This is a genomic window from Pseudomonas sp. GL_091 (assembly GCF_057837725.1).
Map to the genome: position 1 here is coordinate 1,320,710 of NZ_CM174451.1, position 17,990 is coordinate 1,338,699.

Annotated in this window: 17 protein-coding genes; 6 read left to right on the forward strand and 11 right to left on the reverse strand. The window is 60.1% G+C overall.

The features are described 5' to 3' along the window. Positions 1-13 precede the first annotated feature (13 nt). Positions 14-1,132: an LOG family protein gene (locus tag AC3ITY_RS05915; protein ID WP_489308093.1), complete on the reverse strand. Its 1,119-nt coding sequence runs from the start codon at positions 1,130-1,132 to the stop codon at positions 14-16. A 481-nt stretch (positions 1,133-1,613) separates the two neighbouring features. Between AC3ITY_RS05915 and AC3ITY_RS05920 the strand changes: the two genes are divergently transcribed. Further along, positions 1,614-1,808: a hypothetical protein gene (locus AC3ITY_RS05920; RefSeq protein WP_057716151.1), complete on the forward strand. Its 195-nt coding sequence runs from the start codon at positions 1,614-1,616 to the stop codon at positions 1,806-1,808. On the opposite strand, the gene AC3ITY_RS05925 is transcribed toward AC3ITY_RS05920, so the two are convergent. Further along, positions 1,809-2,231, reverse strand: coding sequence for a quorum-sensing-regulated virulence factor family protein (locus AC3ITY_RS05925; protein WP_150727660.1), 423 nt, complete (start codon positions 2,229-2,231; stop codon positions 1,809-1,811). A 188-nt stretch (positions 2,232-2,419) separates the two neighbouring features. On the opposite strand from AC3ITY_RS05925, the gene AC3ITY_RS05930 reads away from it, so the two are divergent. From AC3ITY_RS05930 to AC3ITY_RS05940, 3 genes are all read left to right on the forward strand, one after another. Continuing rightward, on the forward strand, positions 2,420-3,178 hold the full coding sequence (locus AC3ITY_RS05930) for a tRNA-uridine aminocarboxypropyltransferase (protein WP_489308094.1): 759 nt from the start codon (positions 2,420-2,422) through the stop codon (positions 3,176-3,178). Positions 3,179-3,395: 217 nt separating this feature from the next. Then, positions 3,396-4,046: a response regulator transcription factor ErdR gene (gene erdR / locus AC3ITY_RS05935; RefSeq protein WP_008054094.1), complete on the forward strand. Its 651-nt coding sequence runs from the start codon at positions 3,396-3,398 to the stop codon at positions 4,044-4,046. 75 nt (positions 4,047-4,121) lie between these two features. Then, complete coding sequence (locus tag AC3ITY_RS05940) at positions 4,122-4,484, forward strand: diacylglycerol kinase (protein WP_015093791.1); 363 nt, start codon at positions 4,122-4,124, stop codon at positions 4,482-4,484. Here the strand turns inward: AC3ITY_RS05940 and AC3ITY_RS05945 are convergent. Continuing rightward, a complete protein-coding gene (locus tag AC3ITY_RS05945) occupies positions 4,481-5,407 on the reverse strand; it encodes a LysR family transcriptional regulator (protein WP_046041182.1) in 927 nt (308 codons plus the stop codon). The genes AC3ITY_RS05940 and AC3ITY_RS05945 overlap by 4 nt on opposite strands. 122 nt (positions 5,408-5,529) lie before the next feature. On the opposite strand from AC3ITY_RS05945, the gene fpr reads away from it, so the two are divergent. Then, positions 5,530-6,309, forward strand: coding sequence for a ferredoxin-NADP reductase (gene fpr, locus AC3ITY_RS05950; RefSeq protein WP_008054100.1), 780 nt, complete (start codon positions 5,530-5,532; stop codon positions 6,307-6,309). Between the two features lie 182 nt (positions 6,310-6,491). Here the strand turns inward: fpr and tsaA are convergent, their stop codons facing one another. The 6 genes from tsaA to rimO all read right to left on the reverse strand — a co-directional run bounded on the left by tsaA (position 6,492) and on the right by rimO (position 11,564). Then, positions 6,492-7,187, reverse strand: a complete 696-nt coding sequence (gene tsaA / locus AC3ITY_RS05955) for a tRNA (N6-threonylcarbamoyladenosine(37)-N6)-methyltransferase TrmO (protein WP_489308095.1) — start codon at positions 7,185-7,187, stop codon at positions 6,492-6,494. A 112-nt stretch (positions 7,188-7,299) separates the two neighbouring features. Further along, complete coding sequence (locus AC3ITY_RS05960) at positions 7,300-8,070, reverse strand: SDR family oxidoreductase (RefSeq protein WP_489308096.1); 771 nt, start codon at positions 8,068-8,070, stop codon at positions 7,300-7,302. A 215-nt stretch (positions 8,071-8,285) separates the two neighbouring features. Further along, positions 8,286-8,756 carry a YehS family protein gene (locus AC3ITY_RS05965; protein ID WP_046816549.1) on the reverse strand — a complete coding sequence of 157 codons (471 nt, stop codon included), beginning with the start codon at positions 8,754-8,756 and terminating at the stop codon, positions 8,286-8,288. 76 nt (positions 8,757-8,832) lie between these two features. Further along, positions 8,833-9,543 (reverse strand): rRNA pseudouridine synthase, encoded by a 711-nt coding sequence (locus AC3ITY_RS05970; RefSeq protein ID WP_489308097.1) that lies wholly within the window; start codon positions 9,541-9,543, stop codon positions 8,833-8,835. Positions 9,544-9,641: 98 nt separating this feature from the next. Next, positions 9,642-10,115: a GNAT family N-acetyltransferase gene (locus tag AC3ITY_RS05975; RefSeq protein ID WP_489308098.1), complete on the reverse strand. Its 474-nt coding sequence runs from the start codon at positions 10,113-10,115 to the stop codon at positions 9,642-9,644. A 111-nt stretch (positions 10,116-10,226) separates the two neighbouring features. Continuing rightward, complete coding sequence (gene rimO, locus AC3ITY_RS05980) at positions 10,227-11,564, reverse strand: 30S ribosomal protein S12 methylthiotransferase RimO (protein WP_108216693.1); 1,338 nt, start codon at positions 11,562-11,564, stop codon at positions 10,227-10,229. A gap of 293 nt (positions 11,565-11,857) precedes the next feature. On the opposite strand from rimO, the gene AC3ITY_RS05985 reads away from it, so the two are divergent. Beyond that, a complete protein-coding gene (locus tag AC3ITY_RS05985; protein ID WP_489308099.1) occupies positions 11,858-13,759 on the forward strand; it encodes a potassium transporter Kup in 1,902 nt (633 codons plus the stop codon). 248 nt (positions 13,760-14,007) lie between these two features. On the opposite strand, the gene AC3ITY_RS05990 is transcribed toward AC3ITY_RS05985, so the two are convergent. Both AC3ITY_RS05990 and mprF read right to left on the reverse strand, forming a co-directional pair. Beyond that, positions 14,008-15,303: a virulence factor family protein gene (locus AC3ITY_RS05990; protein WP_489308100.1), complete on the reverse strand. Its 1,296-nt coding sequence runs from the start codon at positions 15,301-15,303 to the stop codon at positions 14,008-14,010. After that, positions 15,303-17,945: a bifunctional lysylphosphatidylglycerol flippase/synthetase MprF gene (gene mprF / locus AC3ITY_RS05995; RefSeq protein ID WP_489308101.1), complete on the reverse strand. Its 2,643-nt coding sequence runs from the start codon at positions 17,943-17,945 to the stop codon at positions 15,303-15,305. Before mprF ends, AC3ITY_RS05990 begins: the two co-directional genes overlap by 1 nt. Positions 17,946-17,990: the final 45 nt, after the last annotated feature.

Below are 17,990 nucleotides of genomic sequence, written 5' to 3' on the forward strand. Positions count from 1 at the left end.
CGTTTTTTATGCCTCACGAAACCTTTGACGGCTCCCGCGTGCGTTGTTGTACCTGGGGTTTTGATTGTGCCCAGTTTTCCGGCAGGTTGATGTAGTCCACAAGTTCGCGCAGACGACCATGATTGCGAGCGTTGAAGTTGAAGGTCAGTCGTGCCAGATGGCTGAACTCGGCTTCGTCATGTTCCTCACCACTGTAAGCGCGCTGATGGAAATGATCGCTCAGACACAGGTCGGCGAAAGCCTCCTGCATGTGTTCGAGTGCTTGGTCGCTGAGTGTGTGATTCATGCGAATCAGGAACTGATGCTTGAGCCAGCGACTGGAGTGGAAGTTACTGTAGAACTGGTTGATGTGCTCTACCGCTTCTTCGACGTTGTAGACCAGTTTCACCAGCTTCATGTCAGTGGGCAGGATGTAGTGGTTTTCCTCCAGTTGCTGGTGAATGAAGTCGAGTGCGCCTTGCCAGAATTTGCCGCCCGGCGCGTCGAGCAGCACCACTGGCACCAATGGGCTCTTGCCGGTCTGGATCAGTGTCAGCACTTCCAGCGCTTCATCCAGCGTACCGAAGCCACCCGGGCACAGTACCAGGGCGTCGGCTTCCTTGACGAAGAACAGCTTGCGGGTGAAGAAGAAATGGAACGGCAGCAGGTTGGTCGTGCCGTCGACAGTGGGGTTGGCATGCTGTTCGAAGGGCAGGGTGATGTTGAAGCCCAGGCTGTGTGTCAGGCCGGCGCCCTCATGCGCGGCGGCCATGATGCCGCCACCGGCGCCGGTAATGACCATCATGTCCGAGCGCGCCAGCGCAGCACCGAGCTCCCGGGCCATGCTGAAGAGCGGATGTTCCATGGGGGTACGGGCCGAGCCGAAAACAGTGACCTTGCGCCGCCCCTTGAATTGTTCGAGCACGCGGAAAGCCTGTTCCAGTTCGCGCAGGGCTTGCAGGGTGATTTTGGCATTCCAGCGGTTGTGGTCTTCCTGGGCCATGCGCAGCACGGTCAGGATCATATCGCGGTAGATCGGGGTGTTCGGGCTGTTGGGTGAAATCAGCTTGAGCTGTTCTTCGACCTTGCTGATGAGGTCATGGCCGCTTTCTTCAAAATGACGGCTCAGGAGGTCATTCGGTTGGTAAGGCATTCAACTTCTCCTTCTGCACAGAACCCTCGGCCCGACAACGTAAGTCAGTGCCACGACACTTCATGTGTCGCTGTCTGCCCAGGCCCATGCCTGGGCGATCTACTTGACCCGAAAGACATCGGATCATCCAAACAGGCTCTGTTTTCCCTTGGATGAAAGAAACGTTCGCACAACACTACAAGCGACGGCCAGCCCCTTTCCAGCCCTGAAAAAGTGAACGTGGATACCCTGAAATCTAGACCTTCACAGTGAATTGCGCTGTCTTGATCATTGCGCCACAAAGTCTTTCCTGGCAACCGCTTATTGACGATTTGCAAGGTGCTTTCACCGCTCGTCTGAACGCACGTCGCATGTGCTGCACTCTGATTTACTAAGTTACAGGTATCACACGACAGCTTTGCGTCAACGGCAGGGCGCACGGTACAAACGGTTCAAGGATTTATCGCTCAAACATGAGTGAAGTGCAGGGAGGCGGGAAACCATGGCCAGAGTCGTTCTGGAGATCGATACGCAACTGTATCGATTGCTGAAGTCATCAGCCGAGACCCATCATTTGAGTCTCGAAGAGGAGTGCTGCCGACGTTTGCGCGGTGGCGAACGCCGTTCGCATTACTTGCAGGCGCTGCTGGCAGAACTGCGCGCCGAAGATGAACAACGGCGTGCCAATTCCCGGTGATTACTTTTTCTTCTTGGCCGGTTGCAGGCAATCCGATTCCTGGAAGCTTGCGGAACCGACCGGGCGGTTGGTCTTCACCTCGGTGAAGTCGTAACGCATGATTGCGCCCTTGGCCATCAGTTTGCGAAACCCTTCGTTTCGGCAGACAGAAGCTCCCAACTGGAAGTACACGGCTTTCGGGTCTGCACGCATCTTGTCGGCGTGGCTGCTCTGCACGCTCAGATGGTTGATCAGCTGTTTGCCTTCAACGGTGTAGCCTTGATCGAGGATGTCTTCGTTGATCGCTCGTGGAGTACCGACGCTGCTCTGGGTGGCAACGTTTTGCAGCATTTTGCTCAGTTCCGTGTCTTTCAAGGACGCAGCCTGGGCGTTGAAGGACGACGCCAGCAAAATGGCCGCGGTAGGAACGATAAGGCGCAGCATGAAACTCTCCTGGTTCAGTGATGGGGGTTGGACCCGTCACGTGGCTGTGCGTTCAGTGGCGGCGAATTATAGGGGAGGCGGGCTGGACGGTACAGGCTTGCGCCGGGCGGTCTGGTAAACTGCTGGCACTTTTTACTCTGTCGAGTGTTTTTCGTGTCGATTTCCCTTCTCTGTGGGCGTTGCCCACTATGAGTCATACCCCCGCGCGCTTTGCCTTGAATGCCGTAGCCCGCTTGCGCGATCAGCGCGAAGAGGAGGGCATCAAGCCGATTCAGGCCCGCGGCTGGCGTGCCCCGCGTTGCCGTGATTGCCGGGTGATCGAGAGCCACTGCCTGTGTGCATGGCGTCCGCAGGTCGCTACCCGCTCCGGCGTGTGCCTGATCATGACCAACAAGGAAGTGTTCAAGCCGAGCAACACCGGTTGGCTGATCGCCGACGTGGTGCCTGACAACCATGCCTTCATCTGGTCCCGTACCGAGATCGATCCGAAGTTGTTGGCGCTGTTGTCCGACCCGCAATGGCAGCCTTACCTGGTGTTTCCGGGTGAGTACGTCGAGGCCGAGCGCGTGACAAACAGCGTGGACGTCGATGGCACGAAGCGCCCGTTGTTCATTCTGTTGGATGCGACCTGGACCGAAGCGCGAAAGATCTTTCGCAAGAGCCCCTATTTCGATCGATTGCCGATCCTCAGCCTGCTGCCGGAGAAACTCTCCCGCTACCGGTTGCGCCGCTCGACCCGTAGCGAGCATCTGTGCACGGCGGAAGTGGCGGCGCTGTGCCTCGACCTTGCAGGCGATGTCGCCGCAGCATCGGCGCTGGATGCCTACTTTGATGTGTTCAGCCAGCATTACCTCGACGCCAAACACCAGTTGGACATGAACGTTTCGACCCCGGCGCACGCCGAGTTGATGCCCTATGTCCGGTCGGTCACCCCATTGATGGACTGATTGTCGCGCATACTGCAATAAAGTGTACTGGCCATGCTGCTTGACCACCCCGGCTTCGCTGGGCATGCTTGGCGCCGATTAGGGTGCGGCCGGAATTTGCAACGCCGTTTTTTGCGTTGAGCGTGCCTTGTCAGTGCAGCTCCGTGGCTGTGTCTTGACTTGCTTTGGCGAGGTCCGAATGCATCGGGCATCCCATGAAAACAGGATCATTTGAAAAATGGCCACATACGAAATCCTGATTGCCGATGACCACCCACTTTTTCGTAGTGCCTTGCATCAAGCGCTGACCCTGGGCCTTGGCCCGGATGTTCGTCTGGTGGAAGTGGCGAGCATCGCCGAACTGGAAGTGCGCCTGACGGAAAAATCCGATTGGGATCTGGTACTGCTGGACCTGAACATGCCGGGGGCCTACGGTTTTTCCGGGCTGGTCCTGCTGCGCGGCCAGTACCCGCAGATTCCGGTGGTCATGGTCTCGGCCCAGGAAGAGCCGACCATCATGGTCAAGTCTCGTGAATTCGGCGCCAGTGGCTTCATTCCCAAATCCAGCGACTTAAGTGTGATCCAGAAAGCCGTGCGTGCGGTCCTCGATGGCGACGTGTTCTGGCCGCCACAGGCGTTCGAAGCGGTCAGCGTCTCGGATGAGGCCAAGGCGGCCAGCGAAGGCCTTGCCAGTCTGACTCCGCAACAATTCCGCGTGCTGACCATGGTCTGCGAAGGCTTGCTGAACAAGCAGATCGCCTACGAGCTGAGTGTTTCCGAGGCGACTATCAAGGCGCACGTGACCGCGATTTTTCGTAAACTGAATGTGCGGACCCGGACCCAGGCTGCGCTGCTCTTGCAACAACTTGAGTCAATTTCCAGCCATTAAAAGCTGGCAAATTCACGCTTTTTTGACTTTGGTTGAACTAGCTTTCCCACTTCTTTTTTGCCAGTTGCCCACTCTATGTCACCTTTCAAAGGCCAGACCGGCCTGAAACGAATCCTCAATGCCTCCGGTTATTCGCTGGACGGCCTGCGCGCAGCCTTCACCGGTGAAGCCGCCTTTCGGCAATTGGTATTGCTCAACGTCATCCTGATTCCTTTGTCGTTCTTCCTGAATGTCAGCCGGGTCGAGCAGGCGTTGTTGATCGCAGTATGCCTGTTGGCGTTGATCGTCGAGTTGCTCAACTCGGCAGTGGAAGCGGCCATCGACCGCATTTCCCTTGAGCGACACCCGCTGTCCAAGAATGCCAAGGACATGGGCAGTGCCGCCCAGTTCGTGGCATTGAGCATGATTGCCCTGGTGTGGGCGGTGATTCTGCTCTAGGCGATCGTCGGCAGCACGATCTCGTCGCTGCGCTGAACCCCGGCGGTGAAGGCGCGGCACAGATCGAGGAACTCGCGCATCGCCGAGGTCTGATATTTCTGTTTATGCCAGATGAAATAAAACTGTCGCGCCAGATCCAGATCCGGCGTCTCGACAGGCACCAGGCTGCCGCGGCGGAATGCGTCGCGCAAAGCCAGCCTGGAAATGCAGCCAATCCCCAAACCAGACTCCACCGCGCGTTTGATCGCTTCGGTGTGCTCAAGCTCGAGGCGGATGTTTAACGAAGTGCGGTGATGGCGCATGGCTTGATCGAAGGTCAATCGCGTGCCCGAACCCTGTTCGCGCAAGATCCAGGCTTCGTGGCTCAACTCGTCCATGGTGGCCGTGCCGCGCTTGGCCAACGGATGCTGAGGGGCGCAAAACACCACCAGTTCGTCCTCGACCCAGCTTTGCACTTCGATGTCCGGGTGGCTGCAGTCGCCTTCGATTAGACCCAGATCAATTTCATAGTGGGCCACTTGTTGCACGATATTGGCAGTGTTCTGCACATGCAGCTTCACCTGGCTTTCCGGATGGCGCTGCATGAAGCTGCCGATCAGCAACGTGGCCAGGTAGTTGCCGATGGTCAGGGTCGCGCCCACGGCTAGTGAGCCGAAACCGGATTTTCCATTGAGCAGGTCTTCGATTTCCTTGGCCTGGTCCAGCAGTGCCACCGCTTGCGGCAACAGCTGTTTGCCGAGGGCGTTGAGGCTCAACCGTTTGCCGGCACGGTCGAACAACTGGCAGCTGCACTGGCGCTCCAGTTCGGTGATCGAGGTGCTCGCCGCCGATTGCGAGAGGTTGAGCAGGCCCGCGGCACGGGATACGCTTTCCTGCTGGGCGACGGCGACGAATACTTGAAGTTGACGGAGAGTAAATCGCATATCGATATAACCGATAACCCTTATCTTAATAATCCATTTAACAGATATTGTCTCTGCCTTTAGAATGCGATGCAATTGCGCATATCACTGGCGCAGGCAAAATCTCCAGGAGTCCCACGTACATGAGCAACATGAACCACGAGCGTGTCCTCAGTGTTCATCACTGGAACGACACTCTGTTCAGCTTCAAGTGCACCCGTGATCCGGGCCTGCGCTTCGAGAACGGTCAGTTCGTGATGATCGGCCTGCAACAGCCCAACGGCCGCCCGCTTATGCGCGCTTACTCGATTGCCAGCCCGAACTGGGAAGAGCATCTCGAGTTCTTCAGCATCAAGGTGCCTGATGGTCCGCTGACTTCGCAGTTGCAGCATCTGAAGGAAGGCGACGAGATCATCATCAGCAAGAAGCCTACCGGCACGCTGGTACTGGATGACTTGAAGCCTGGCAAACATTTGTACCTGCTCAGCACCGGTACCGGTCTGGCGCCGTTCATGAGCGTCATCCAGGATCCGGAAACCTACGAGCGTTTCGAAAAAGTGATCCTGTGCCACGGCGTGCGTTACGTCAACGAAGTCGCTTACCGCGAGTTCATCACCGAGCACCTGCCGCAGAACGAGTTCTTCGGCGACGCGCTGCGTGACAAGTTGATCTACTACCCGACCGTGACCCGTGAGCCGTTCGAGAACGAAGGTCGTCTGACCGACCTGATGCGCAGCGGCAAGCTGTTCAGCGACATCGGTCTGCCGCCGATCAACCCGCAAGACGACCGCGCCATGCTGTGCGGTAGCCCGAGCATGCTCGACGAGACCAGCGAAGTGCTGAACAGCTTCGGCCTGAAGGTTTCGCCGCGGATGCGCGAGCCGGGTGATTACCTGATCGAGCGTGCGTTCGTCGAGAAGTGACCGCAGGTCACGTGTAGGAGCGAGCTTGCTCGCGATGGTCGTCAACGATAACGCGTGTTTACCGGGTAAACGTGGTGTTGTCAGATCCTTCGCTGGCAAGCCAGCTCCTACGGTTGCCGCGTAGTACAAAGAAAGCCTGCGTGACCTGAGAAGGTGACGCGGGCTTTTTTTCGTTTCCGGGCTTATTTTACGGGGATGACTTCCAGAACCCGGATCTCGTTTACTTCGGGATAGTGCCAACGCACATCCAGATCCCAGAATTGCGCGCCGTATTCCCGCTCGGGTGCAGGCGTTTGATAGGCCGGGCGCGGATCTTGCGCCAGGCATTGCTCGATCAACTCAACCAAAGGCTCTGCAAGGCGCTGGGCGTGCTCGTGAGCCTGTTGCAGCGCTGTGTCCGTCCACTGCACGGGAATCAGTTGCGGCGCGGCGCTGGCGATGCTGTTGGAGGCTGTGTCGATGATGTCGGCGTAGGGCACGTAGGGTTTGATATCGAGAATCGGCGTGCCATCCAGCAGATCGATGCCCGAGATCCACAACCGGCCGGCTTCGACCTTGTCCAGTTTCACCACCGACTGCCCGATGCCATTGGGGCGGTGGGTGGCGCGGGTGGCGAATACGCCCATGGACTTGTTGCCGCCGAGACGAGGAGGGCGGACCTTCAAGCGAGGCTTTTCCTCCAGGGCCTTGTGGAACAGGAACAGCAGCCACACGTGGCTGACCTGCTCCAGGCCCTGCACCGCATCCCCTTGATCGAACGGTGCCACCAGTTCCAGCACCCCACGGGCGGCCGGGGCCAGTTGCGGTTGGCGCGGAATGGCGAACTTCTCCTTGAAGCAGGAGCGCACGAAGCCGATGGGGGAAACGCTGTAGGTCATGGTTTGGGGTCGAGGCGGGAAGAGGGTGGGCATGATAACCCGACCAGCTCAAGTCAGGTGGTGACTGCCCCGGCCTCTTCGCGGGCTTGCCCGCGATGGCCGCACTGCCGATCTAGAGACTGAATCCGCCATCCAAAGGAATAATATTTCCGGTCATATAGGCTCCGGCAGTGCTCGCCAGACTGATCGCCAGCGCCGCCATCTCTTCCTCGCGCCCCCAACGCTTCATCGGGATCAACGCCGTATCCTGCGCCAGCGCCTGTTCATCATTGCCGATGTGCTGGGTCATCTTGCTCGGAAAGCGCCCCGGGGCGATCACATTGACGTTGATGTGCTGGCTAACCAGTTCGCGCGCAAGAATCCTCGACAGTTGGTGCAACGCAGCCTTGCTCGGCCCGTAGGCATACGCCTGCTCGCCGAAGGAGGAAATCCCGGCCACCGATCCGATATTGATGATCCGCGCCGGATTCGCTTCGGAACCGGCCTTGCGCAGCAGGGGCAGGAATTGCTGGATGCAGTTGAACACCGAGGTCACGTTGAGCTGCATGACCTTCTCCCAGCCCTTGATTGGGTAGCTTTCCAGTGGCGCGCCCCAGGTGGTGCCGGCATTGTTCACCAGGATGTCCAGATGAGTGATCTGCTCGCCCAGGCGCGTGGCCAGTTGCAGGACGCCCTCTTCGGTGGCGAGGTTCGCCGCGATGGCGCGGCAGCGGCCAAGTGCACCGAGTTCCTCAGCGGTTTGCTGGCAGGCTTCGACGTCTCGGGCGCAGACGTACACGGTGGCGCCGGCCTCGACGTAGGCCTTGACGATCATCTTGCCGATACCACGGGTGCCGCCGGTCACCAGGGCGGTGCGGCCTTGCAGGGAAAAGTAGGGGTGCATGGTGAGTCCTGAGAACTGAGGTCTTTACAACCTAGTCGTCAGCCGCCAGAAGCGGAGCCACTATTTTTGTTCGGAATGGGAGGCCATACGACTGTGTAGGAGCTGGCTTGCCAGCGATGGTCGTTAACGATAACGCGGATTGACTGGATCACCGCGGCGTTATTGAGTTCTTCGCTGGCAAGCCAGCTCCTACAGGATGGGGGCAGCCTCGGGGATTACTGCGGGCGAACGCGCAGGGTCAGGCCTTTGAGGAAGTTGCGCAGCAACTGGTCGCCGCACGGGCGATAGTTGGTGTGGCCGAACTTGCGAAACAGTGCGCTCAGCTCAGGCTTGGACACCGGGAACTCGGCAGCCTTGAGGATCGCGTGCATGTCGTCTTCTTTCAGCTCGAACGCCACCCGCAGCTTTTTCAAGATGATGTTGTTGGTCACCGGTACTTCGATCGGCTGCGGCGGACGGCTTTCGTCCTTGCCGCGCTTGAAGATCACCAGGCCGTCGAGGAAGTGCGCCATGACTTCGTCCGGGCAACGCACGAAGCCTTCCTCGTCTTCCTCTTTCTTGTCGAGGTAGGTCAGCAGGTCCGGCAGGGTCACGTCCATGCCGCCGAGCTTGATGATCTCGATGACTTTCTTGTCGCTGATGTCGAGCATGTAGCGCACGCTGCGCAGTACGTCGTTATGAATCATGTGAGCAGTCCTGATAATTCAGCTATGGGCGTCGCAGCCAGGCGCGGCGCCGGAATGTGTGGCGGCGAGAAAAGCCTCAGAACTTCTCTTTGCCGGACAGGTAGCGCCATTGCCCCACCGGCACCTTGCCGATGGACACGCCGCCGATGCGGATGCGACGGATGGCGACGACCTTGAGGCCGACCGCCTGGCAAAGCAGGGCGATGATGCCCGGTTGCGGGTTCTTCATGGCAAAGCGCAGGCGGTTCTCGTTCTGCCAGCTGGCCTTGACCGCCGGCAGCTCCTTGCCCTTGTAGGTCAGGCCGTGGTTCAGGCGGTTCAGGCCGTGAGCCACCATCTCACCCTCAACCTCGACCACATACTCCTGCTCGATCTTGCTGGAGTCGGCGGTGAGCTTGCGCAGGATTTTCCAGTCCTGGGTGAACACCAGCAGCCCGCTGGCGTTGGCCTGCAGGTCGGTACTGGCGGTCAGGCGCAGGAAGTGCCCGCGCAAAGGGCGCTTGCCGTAACGGTGCTCTTCGCTCAGGGTCTCGGCGCCGAGGGTGGCCATGGCGGTGTCTGCGTCCATGCCGGCTGGCACGTTCAGCAGCAGGGTCACCGGTTCCGGTGCAGTGGCCTTGGCTTCGGGATCAAGCTCGACTTTCTGGGTGTCGACCTTGAATTGCGGCTCGTCGATGACCGCACCGTCGACGGTGACCCAGCCGCCCTCGATGAACAGCTCAGCCTCCCGACGGGAACAGCCGACGAGTTCGATGAGGCGTTTGGAGAGACGAATCGGGTCAGTCATGTCAGGGCCGTAACAAAAAGGGGGTGGGCATTGTACCTGCCTGGCGCCGGTTAATCCCGGTTCCATTTCAGTACATGGTTTTTTGGTTTTATGGTGTATCAGCCATTGCGCGTGAGTTTTTCAACCTGGCGCATACGCATGTGCAACAACGGATACGGCTGCCCCATGCCATCGACTTCCGATCGACCGATGATCTCGAAGCCCTGCTTGAAGTAAAAGCCGAGGGCTTGCGGGTTCTGTTCGTTGACGTCCAGTTCGCAGGCGTTCAGGTGTTCCAGGGCATAGCGCAGCAATTTCTTGCCCAGGCCCTGGCCGCGATGGTCCGGGTCGATGAAGAGCATTTCGATCTTGCCGGCCGCGACGCCGGCGAACCCGGTGATGCGCTGGCTCGAATCCTTGGTGCAGATCAGCATCACCGAGTCGAGGTAGCGAGTCAGCACCAGGTTTTTCAGCAGCTCGATGTAGCTGTCCGGCAGAAAGTCGTGGGTGGCGCGTACCGAGGCCTCCCAGACCCGGGTCAATTCTTCGTAGTCGCCGAGTTTCGGCGTGTGGATGACCGAATGCTGACGCATGCCTGTCTGCCCCTAATGCGTGAGTGATGTGAGTCCTTTCAACCTCAAACAATAGCCGTAAAAAAGCCCCGCATCTCGTCAAGAGAGCGGGGCTTTGCGTATTTTTTACGTTTAGATCTGTTCAGCCCACAGATCGTATTCGTCGGCGTCGGTCACTTTGCACCAGACCTTGTCGCCCGGCTTCAGGTTGCTGCCGTTGTCGATGAATACGTTGCCGTCGATTTCCGGGGCATCGAAGAAGCAGCGGCCCACTGCGCCTTGCTCGTCGACTTCATCGACCAGCACTTCGATCTCACGGCCGATGCGCATTTGCAGGCGCGCCGAGCTGATGGCCTGCTGGTGCGCCATGAAGCGCTCCCAGCGGTCCTGCTTGACGTCGTCCGGGACGACTTCCAGGTCCAGGTCATTGGCCGGTGCGCCTTCTACTGGCGAGTACTGGAAGCAGCCGACGCGGTCGAGCTGGGCTTCGGTCAGCCAGTTCAGCAGGTACTGGAAGTCTTCTTCGGTCTCGCCCGGGAAGCCGACGATGAAGGTCGAACGGATGATCAGGTCCGGGCAGATCTCGCGCCAGTTCTTGATCCGCGCCAGGGTCTTGTCTTCGAAGGCCGGGCGTTTCATTGACTTCAGTACTTTCGGGCTGGCGTGCTGGAACGGGATGTCCAGGTACGGCAGGATCTTGCCGGCGGCCATCAGCGGAATCAGCTCGTCAACGTGCGGGTACGGATAAACGTAGTGCAGGCGAACCCAGACGCCGAGGGTACTCAGGGCTTCGCAGAGTTCGGTCATGCGGGTTTTCACTGGCGCGCCGTTCCAGAAACCGGTGCGGTATTTCACGTCGACGCCATAGGCGCTGGTGTCCTGGGAGATCACCAACAGCTCTTTGACGCCGGACTTGACCAGGCGCTGGGCCTCGTCGAGTACGTCGCCCACCGGACGGCTGACCAGTTTGCCGCGCATCGACGGGATGATGCAGAAGCTGCAGCTGTGGTTACAGCCTTCGGAAATCTTCAGGTAGGCGTAGTGGCGCGGGGTCAGCTTGATGCCTTGTGGTGGCACCAGGTCGATCAGCGGGTTGTGGTCCTGGCGTGGCGGCACGACTTCGTGCACGGCATTGACCACTTGCTCGTACTGCTGCGGACCGGTTACGGCCAGCACGCTCGGGTGTACGTTGCGAATGTTGCCTTCATCGACGCCCATGCAGCCGGTCACGATGACCTTGCCGTTTTCCTTGATGGCTTCGCCGATCACTTCCAGGGACTCGGCCTTGGCCGAATCGATGAAGCCGCACGTGTTGACTACCACGACGTCGGCGTCCTGGTAGGTGGACACCACGTCATAGCCTTCCATGCGCAGCTGGGTAAGGATGCGCTCGGAGTCGACCAGTGCTTTGGGGCAACCCAGGGATACGAAGCCAACCTTTGGATTGGCCGGCGCAGGAGTGGTGGACATGTCTAACCTCGGTATTTTGTGACGCCGCTTGCCGGGCAGGGCAAAACCGACGGACGGGCGCTTGAACTGCGCCTCTGATCAAAAAGTGCGCAATTCTAGCGATGAGTCGTTCACTTGACCAGCTTTATGCAGGGAAATACGACGAGTGCTGCGCTATGCTTCGCGCCGTTACGCTTTACTGATTTTTTACTGTCAACAAAACGTCTGTAACGTGAAGTAAAACAGCGCATGCTGCACGACAAAGCATAGTGCTTCTTTCAAAGAAGCCCGGGTCTGAGAAGTAGGAGTGGTGGATGGGTCAGGCAAGTAGTCAGGCTGCAGGTGCCGAACATTCGGCGGTGAAGCCGATCGGCATGCTGGTCGCGGCAGTCGGGGTGGTTTATGGCGATATCGGCACCAGTCCGTTGTACACCCTCAAGGAAGTGTTTTCCGGCGGCTATGGCGTGCCGGTCAACCATGACGGGGTGTTGGGGATTCTGGCGCTCATTTTCTGGTCGCTGATCTGGGTCGTGTCGATCAAGTACATGATGTTTGTACTGCGCGCCGACAACCAGGGCGAAGGCGGGATCATGGCCTTGACCGCGCTGGCCCGGCGGGCGGCGGCGGGGCACGCCAAATTGCGCACGCTGCTGGTGGTCTGCGGACTGATCGGCGCGGCGTTGTTCTATGGCGACAGCATGATTACCCCGGCGATTTCCGTGCTGTCGGCGATTGAAGGCCTGGGGCTGGCCTTCGAAGGTATCGACCATTGGGTCGTGCCGCTATCGCTGGTGGTGCTGGTCGCGCTGTTTTTGATCCAGCGTCACGGTACGGCGCGCATCGGCATTCTGTTCGGGCCAATCATGGTCACCTGGTTCCTTGTGCTGGGTGCATTGGGCGTCTATGGCATCAGCCAGCATCCAGAGGTCCTGGAAGCGATGAACCCGGTGTGGGGCGTGCGCTTCTTCATCGACCACCCGGGCATGGGCGTGACAATTCTCGGCGCTGTAGTACTGGCATTGACCGGTGCCGAGGCGCTGTACGCGGACATGGGCCACTTCGGCCGAAAGCCGATCGCTCGTGCCTGGTTCATCCTCGTGCTGCCGGCGCTGGTGCTGAACTATTTTGGTCAAGGTGCCTTACTGCTGGGCGACCCGGAAGCTGCCCGTAACCCCTTCTACCTGCTGGCACCGAGCTGGGCATTGATCCCGCTGGTCGGCCTGTCGACCCTGGCCACGGTGATTGCCTCGCAAGCGGTTATTTCCGGTGCGTTCTCCCTGACCCGCCAGGCGATCCAGCTCGGTTACATCCCGCGCATGCACATTCAGCACACCTCCAGCGCCGAACAGGGCCAGATCTATATCGGCGCGGTGAACTGGGCGCTGATGGTCGGCGTAGTGCTGTTGGTACTGGGTTTCGAATCCTCGGGCGCCCTGGCCTCGGCCTACGGTGTGGCGGTGACCGGGACCATGCTGATGACCAGTATTCTGGTGTCCGCGGTGATCCTGCTGCTGTGGAAGTGGCCTCCGGTGCTGGTGGTGCCGGTCTTGCTGGGTTTCCTGTTGGTAGACGGTGTGTACTTCGCCGCCAACGTACCGAAAATCGTTCAGGGCGGTGCATTCCCGGTGATCGCCGGTTTCGCGCTGTTTGTGCTGATGACCACCTGGAAGCGTGGCAAGCAGTTGCTGGTCGAGCGTATCGATGAGGGTGGATTGCCGCTGCCGATCTTCATCAGCAGCATTGCCGTACAGCCTCCGCATCGTGTTCAGGGCACCGCCGTGTTCCTGACGGCACGGGCGGATGCCGTGCCCCACGCGCTGTTGCACAACCTGCTGCATAACCAGGTACTGCACGAACAAGTGGTGCTATTGACGGTGGTGTACGAAGACATCCCGAGGGTGCCGCCAACACGCCGGTTCGAGGTGGATTCCTACGGTGAAGGTTTCTTCCGGGTCATCCTGCATTTCGGCTTCACCGACGAGCCGGACGTACCGAAAGCGCTGAAGCTGTGTCACCTCGATGAGCTGGACTTCAGCCCGATGCGCACCACGTACTTCCTCAGCCGCGAAACGGTCATCGCTTCCAAGCTCGAAGGCATGTCCCGCTGGCGTGAGGCGCTGTTTGCGTTCATGTTGCAGAACGCCAACGGCAATTTGCGTTTCTTCAATCTGCCGTTGAACCGGGTGATTGAGCTGGGGACGCAGGTGGAGATGTAAGCCTCATCAAAAAGCCCCCGTTGCCATCGCGGCAGCGGGGGCTTTTTTGTGGCCATTGACTCATGGACTGCGAACCCCCTTGTGGGAGCGAGCCTGCTCGCGATAGCGATCTAGCAGGCGACTCCCGCGCTGAATGTCAGGCCGCCATCGCGAGCAGGCTCGCTCCCATAGGGGATGTGTGGTGCCTGCTGGAATGAAAAAGCCCCCGCTACCGTGAGGTAACGGGGGCTTTTTTCGGCTAGCTCAGATCACTCTGTAGCCGCCGTTTCCTTCGCCTGCCGCTTCTCGATCACATCCACCAGGCGCTTGGCCAGCGCCGGGTAGTTCTCGTCGAAGTGGTGGCCGCCAGGCAGCTTGATGGCTTCGCCCACCGCCGTCTTGTCGGTGCAGCCACTCTCGTCGGTTTCTTCCTCGCCGTAGATGCACACCACTTTGGCGGCTGGCAGCTTGGCCATTTCCGGGCCAGTGGCGGCTTCTTTGCCGGCGTTGCCGAGCCAGCCTTCGACTTCGATCTCGAAGCTGCCGGTACGGGCGAAGGCCAGCAGGATAATGGCGTCGACGCGTTGCTGTTCCGACTCGGCCAGACGGTTGTAGATCGCCGGCAGTACGTCGGCGCCGAACGAGTAACCGGTCAGGATGAAGCGCTTGGTGCCCCATTTCTGCCGGTAGTGTTGCATCAGTTCAGCCAGGTCCAGTGCGCTTTGCTCCGGGCTCTTGTGCTGCCAGTAGTAGCGCAGGGTGTCGATGCCGACCACCGGGTAGCCGATCTTGGCCATCTCGCCCGCCACGTCGCGGTCGAGGTCGCGCCAGCCGCCGTCACCGGACAGGAACAGGGTCACGGTGTCCCTGGCTTGGCCTGCTGGCACTTCGACCACCGGGATCTGCAGGCCGCCAGCAGCTTTGTCGCCGCCGACGAGGATCTTGCGCAGTTCGTTGTTCAACACTTGCGGCAGGTTGATGTCGTAGTCGCTGATGCTGGTTTCGGCATTGACCTGGTCGCGCACAAAGCCGGCGCTGGTGTCGTCCGGGTTGTCGTTCCATGCCACCAGCCAGTGGCCGTGGGCGGCGCTTTTCGGCAGCAGGTGCGTGCAGCCGGGCTTTTCCAGGGCCAGGTCCACCGAAACGGCCTGGGCCTTGTCGTTCTTCTGTTCGGACAACCAGCGCCAGGCCAGCACGGCGCCCGGGCCGATGCCGCTGACCAGCGTCGCCGGGCCTTTCAGTTCTCTCAGGCCTGATTGCAGGGCGCGGCTTTGCAGCAGGCAGTCCTTGGGCAGGATCACCTGGACAATTTGTGCCGAGCCACTGCGGCTCAAGGTCATCAATTGCTTGTCGCTGAGTTTCTGGTCTTCGTTGACGGCTACCAGAACCTGGGCGCGGGGTGTGTTGCCGGGGATGACACGGGTCATCGCCGCACCACCGGCCGGGGTCAGCAATTCGAGGGTCGGTTCCGGTGCCGGGCGTTTCAGGTACCAGTAACCGCCACCGAGAATCAGGGCCACTATCACCAGCGTGCCCAATACATACCGCAAGGAGCGTTGAATCATCAGCGTTTCACCAATCCGGTCAAGCCGCCCGCGATCAGGGCAGCAGTGTCGGCCAGCGCAACCAGCGGATCGAGTCCGGCGGGCACGGCCATATAACGGGGTTCCCAATCAGGCTGGAACTTGTCTTTGAAGCGGCGCAAGCCCTGGAAGTTGTACAGCTGCTCACCACGGCGGAATACCATCGAACCCAGGCGCTGGGTCAAAGGTGCGCCGCGACGGGGTTGCAACCCCGACAACGGCACCATGCCCAGGCTGAAACGCGCGTATCCATGGTTTTTATAATGTTGAATCAGGCCGACCATCATGAACTCCATGGTCAGCTTCGGGGCATCCGGGTGTGCGCGCATCAGGTCGAGGCTGGCCAGGTCATGGCCGTAGGTCTCGAGCAGGTTGGCGAACGCTACCGGGCGACCTTCGAAACGAATTACCGCGATGCGGAAGTACTTGAGGTAGTCATCGCTGAAACGGCCCAGCGAGAAGCCTTTCTCCCGGACGTTCTTGCCGGTCAGCCAGGCATCGGAAATCACCTTGAGTTCATCCATCGGCGCGTGGCCCGGCTCATGGATTTCCAGGGACAGGCCGTCACGGGTACCACGGTTCCAGGTGTAACGCAGGTCCTTCATCTCTTTGCCCTTGGCTTCGAGATCAAAACGCTTGAGGTCGACCCGGGCTTCTTCGCCGAGCTTGATCGCGGTCAGGCCGATGTCCATGTAGTACGGCAGGTTCTCGGCGCGCACTTGATAGAACACGGGACGGGCGTGGTGGATGTCGCACAGGTCGCGGAACTGCCAGATCATTTCCGCCCGTTGCTGGCCCGGGCCGATCGGGTCGTACAGCGCCACGAGACTGCGGCCGCGACGGGCGTACATCAGAAAGGCTTCGTCATTGGGGTGAAACAGCAGCGCCTTGTCACCGGTCAGGGCCAGGCCGCCATCCGGTTGGGCCGATGCCATGAGGATCTTGCTGGCGCGCTCCAGTTCGTCGGGCGTCGGCAGGTGAATGACCGGCCGCGCGGTGCGCAGCAGCCAGGTCAGCGATACCACCACCAGCAGCACGGCAGCCCCGAGCAGCGAACGCAGGCCGCGAGGAGCATCGGCGTCGAGGGTGAACTGCCACCAGAGTTGGTGGCTGTACGGCACGTCCTGATAGGCGAACAGCAGCAACCAGATCGACGCACCGAGCACACACAGGCTGGCCACCAGGTACAACGGCGAGAACGGTACTTCGGTCAGGCGGCTGGGGCGATAGAACGAGCGGCGGAATACCCCTAGCAGGCTCGCCGTCAGCACCATCAGGCTGGCTTCTTCCCAGTCGAAGCCTTTGAGCAGTGAGAGCAGGGCACCGACCAGCAACAGAATGGTGGTCAGCATCCACGCGGCCGACAGTCGGCGACGCAGCCCCTGGGCCAGCAGCAGGCAAAGAACGCCGACCAGGCTGGCACCGAAGTGCGAGGCATCGACCAGTCGATGTGGGATCAGAAAACCGATGTGTTCCAGACGGGTATCGATTTCCGGGGTGGCACCGGAGAACAGCAGGACAACACCGGACAGGAATACCAGCACCGCCAGTATTGGAGCCGCCAGGCCTGAGGCCGCGCGCAACGTCTGGCGTGTCTGGAACAGGCGCTGGCCTTCGTTGATCAGCAACAACAGGCAGGCCACCAGCAAGGGCAGGACCACGTAGATCAAGCGATAGAGCAGCAGGGCGGCCGCCAGTGGCGCAGCGCCAAGGGTGTCGGAAAACGCCGCCAGCAAAATTGCCTCGAACACCCCGACACCGCCCGGCACATGGCTGAGCACGCCGGCGGCCAGAGCCAGCAGGTAAACCAGAAGGAACGCGCCGAAGGGCGGTGTTTCCGGCAGCAGCAGATAGAGCACGGTCGCGGCGGCCGCTACGTCCAGGGCGGTGATGACCAATTGCAGAAATGTCAGGCGACGCCCGGGCAGGCGCAAGGTGCGACGCCCGATCCTGACCAGCAGGTTGTCCGGGTAAGGCTGTTCCGGCAGCCGACGACGGTAGATGCCGATGGCCAGTACCGAAAACAGCACGAGCACGGCGCTCGCCACCATGCCCAGCAACGTCTCGGAGAGCCCCAGGGCGGCGGAGGCGGCTGGCAGGTCGCTGAGCGTCGCCAGGGCGGCCAGCGGCGGCAGGGCGCAACCCAGCGAGAGGCTGGCGAACAGCGTCATGCGGGCGACCTCAGCCGCCCCCAGGCCATGACGGGCATAGAGGCGATAGCGAACCGAGCCGCCCGACAACATTGAAAGACCGATGGCGTTGCCGATGGCAAAGGCCGTGAACCCCCCCAGCGCCAACGTGCGCGGTGCCAGGCTCACCCCGGCATAGCGGCTGGCCGACCATTCATAGCCGAGCAGAATGATAAAGCCCACTACGGTTGCAGCCAGTGCGCCCATCAAGGCAGGTTTTGGAACATCGAGGATCGAATCGTGCAGCGCGTAAAGGTCGAGTTCGCTCAACAGGTGGCGACAGGCAATCAGCGCGATCGCGAACAACAGCAGGGTGACCGCCAGGCCAATGGGTTGACGGTATTTGCTCAATCGATCAAGCAGCCGCAGGCGCTCAGCATTGATCGGTTGTGTCGCTGTGACAGTGTCTTGTGAATCAGACGAGTTGGCGCGCATCAATCACCTCTTGGATTGTGCGCGACAGGATGGGGGTATCCAGCC

Bases quoted from the DNA above. Each gene is read 5' to 3' on its own strand.
- AC3ITY_RS05975 (WP_489308098.1), bottom strand. From the start codon at position 10,115: ATGCGTCAGCATTCGGTCATCCACACGCCGAAACTCGGCGACTACGAA.
- AC3ITY_RS05965 (WP_046816549.1), bottom strand. From the start codon at position 8,756: ATGATTCATAACGACGTACTGCGCAGCGTGCGCTACATGCTCGACATC.
- mprF (WP_489308101.1), bottom strand. From the start codon at position 17,945: ATGCGCGCCAACTCGTCTGATTCACAAGACACTGTCACAGCGACACAA.
- fpr (WP_008054100.1), top strand. From the start codon at position 5,530: ATGAGCAACATGAACCACGAGCGTGTCCTCAGTGTTCATCACTGGAAC.
- AC3ITY_RS05945 (WP_046041182.1), bottom strand. From the start codon at position 5,407: ATGCGATTTACTCTCCGTCAACTTCAAGTATTCGTCGCCGTCGCCCAG.
- AC3ITY_RS05915 (WP_489308093.1), bottom strand. From the start codon at position 1,132: ATGCCTTACCAACCGAATGACCTCCTGAGCCGTCATTTTGAAGAAAGC.
- AC3ITY_RS05925 (WP_150727660.1), bottom strand. From the start codon at position 2,231: ATGCTGCGCCTTATCGTTCCTACCGCGGCCATTTTGCTGGCGTCGTCC.
- AC3ITY_RS05920 (WP_057716151.1), top strand. From the start codon at position 1,614: ATGGCCAGAGTCGTTCTGGAGATCGATACGCAACTGTATCGATTGCTG.
- tsaA (WP_489308095.1), bottom strand. From the start codon at position 7,187: ATGACCTACAGCGTTTCCCCCATCGGCTTCGTGCGCTCCTGCTTCAAG.
- AC3ITY_RS05940 (WP_015093791.1), top strand. From the start codon at position 4,122: ATGTCACCTTTCAAAGGCCAGACCGGCCTGAAACGAATCCTCAATGCC.
- erdR (WP_008054094.1), top strand. From the start codon at position 3,396: ATGGCCACATACGAAATCCTGATTGCCGATGACCACCCACTTTTTCGT.
- AC3ITY_RS05930 (WP_489308094.1), top strand. From the start codon at position 2,420: ATGAGTCATACCCCCGCGCGCTTTGCCTTGAATGCCGTAGCCCGCTTG.
- AC3ITY_RS05990 (WP_489308100.1), bottom strand. From the start codon at position 15,303: ATGATTCAACGCTCCTTGCGGTATGTATTGGGCACGCTGGTGATAGTG.
- AC3ITY_RS05985 (WP_489308099.1), top strand. From the start codon at position 11,858: ATGGGTCAGGCAAGTAGTCAGGCTGCAGGTGCCGAACATTCGGCGGTG.
- rimO (WP_108216693.1), bottom strand. From the start codon at position 11,564: ATGTCCACCACTCCTGCGCCGGCCAATCCAAAGGTTGGCTTCGTATCC.
- AC3ITY_RS05970 (WP_489308097.1), bottom strand. From the start codon at position 9,543: ATGACTGACCCGATTCGTCTCTCCAAACGCCTCATCGAACTCGTCGGC.
- AC3ITY_RS05960 (WP_489308096.1), bottom strand. From the start codon at position 8,070: ATGCACCCCTACTTTTCCCTGCAAGGCCGCACCGCCCTGGTGACCGGC.